A 1450-nucleotide genomic window follows, 5' to 3' on the forward strand; every position below is an offset into this window, starting at 1 on the left:
TGAACTGACCCCCAGATGTTGGACACCAACTCTGAGGGGTCCACATGGCAAGGCATGATGGGAAGTTCAAGCTAGAGGTGGCGCGCCACTATGTGGCTGGGACATTTGGCTACAGGGACATTGCGAACAGGTACGACGTAGATAGAGCGACCGTACGACGATGGGTGGCCCTTTATCAGCAACATGGAAGTGAAGCATTCTCCAAGAAGCGGGAACACTACAGTGCGCAATTCAAGCTGTCAGTCCTGGAGAGAATGCGGGATGAGCAGCTGTCTTATCGCCAGGTGGCGGCAGCTTTCGGCTTGGGAGGAGGTCACTCCGTCGTGAAATTGTGGGAGCAGCAGTATCATGATGGCGGCCTGCAAGCGCTGGCCCGGAAAAAGCCACAAGGATGCTCCAAAGTGACCGCAGTTGATCCGCCGCCTAGGTCGCCCGAACCACAGTCATCAGACCCTCGCGGGATGGATGAGCTGCTGAGGGAGAACGAAACCCTCCGTGCGGAGGTGGCCTACCTAAAAAAATTGTCCGCCTTGATCCAGGCCAAGCCGAAAGTCGCGCCGAAAAAGCGCAAATAGTGCTTGGGTTGAGGCATACGCACAATTTAGCCGCCCTGCTAAAGGCGGCAGGGCTGTCACGCAGCACGTTCTACTACCAGGTCAAGGCGCTTCAGAGAGAGGACAAACATGCTCAGCTGAAGGCCAGCATCCGGCAGGCCTATGAGCGCCACAAAGGGCGATATGGCTATCGGCGTGTTACAGCCGAGCTTCGCCAGCTTGGACGAGCGATCAATCACAAGGTGGTTCAGCGGCTGATGCAGTCGCTGGGCCTGAAATCGCTTGTACGCCCCAAGAAGTACCGCTCATTCCGGGGAGAGATCAGCGTTGTAGCGCCTAATGTCCTTGAGCGGAGGTTCCAGGCTGCGAAGCCAAACGAGAAATGGGTAACGGACATCACGGAGTTCAATGTCCGTGGTGAGCATCTCTACCTATCTCCGATTATGGACCTCTACAATGGCGAGATCGTGGCCTATCAAATGGATCGGCGCCCTCACTACCCTCTGGTTGCCAGCATGCTACGCAAGGCCATATCCAAGCTATCCGAGCAGGATCGCCCCATTCTTCACTCTGACCAGGGGTGGCACTATCAGATGCAGCCCTACCGACGAGAGCTGGCGACTCACGGCCTGACACAGAGCATGTCTCGTCGCGGCAACTGTCTCGACAACGCTGCGATGGAAAGCTTTTTCGCTGTCCTAAAAACAGAGTTCTTCTATCTGAATCGGTTTGATAGCGTCGAGCAGCTTCAGAACGGCTTGCGCCACTACATCCACTATTACAATCACGACCGCATCAAGACCAAGTTGAAGGGACTGAGCCCCGTTCAATACAGGGCTCAGTCATTGGCAGCTTAGCGGCCCAGTCCAACTGTCCAACTTTCGGGGGTCAGTTCA

General features: G+C 55.7%; 1 protein-coding gene. It reads left to right on the top strand.

From position 1 onward, the window contains the following. Positions 1-44: 44 nt before the first annotated feature. Positions 45-1411 (top strand): IS3 family transposase gene (locus HNP46_RS35590; RefSeq protein ID WP_184598991.1). Its coding sequence is split into 2 segments (ribosomal slippage): positions 45-539 and positions 542-1411, totalling 1365 coding nucleotides; the frame shifts between segments, so codons are not numbered across the junction. Positions 1412-1450 lie beyond the last annotated feature (39 nt).

The organism is Pseudomonas nitroreducens (assembly GCF_014204515.1).
In the GTDB taxonomy this organism is placed as follows: domain Bacteria; phylum Pseudomonadota; class Gammaproteobacteria; order Pseudomonadales; family Pseudomonadaceae; genus Pseudomonas; species Pseudomonas nitritireducens_A.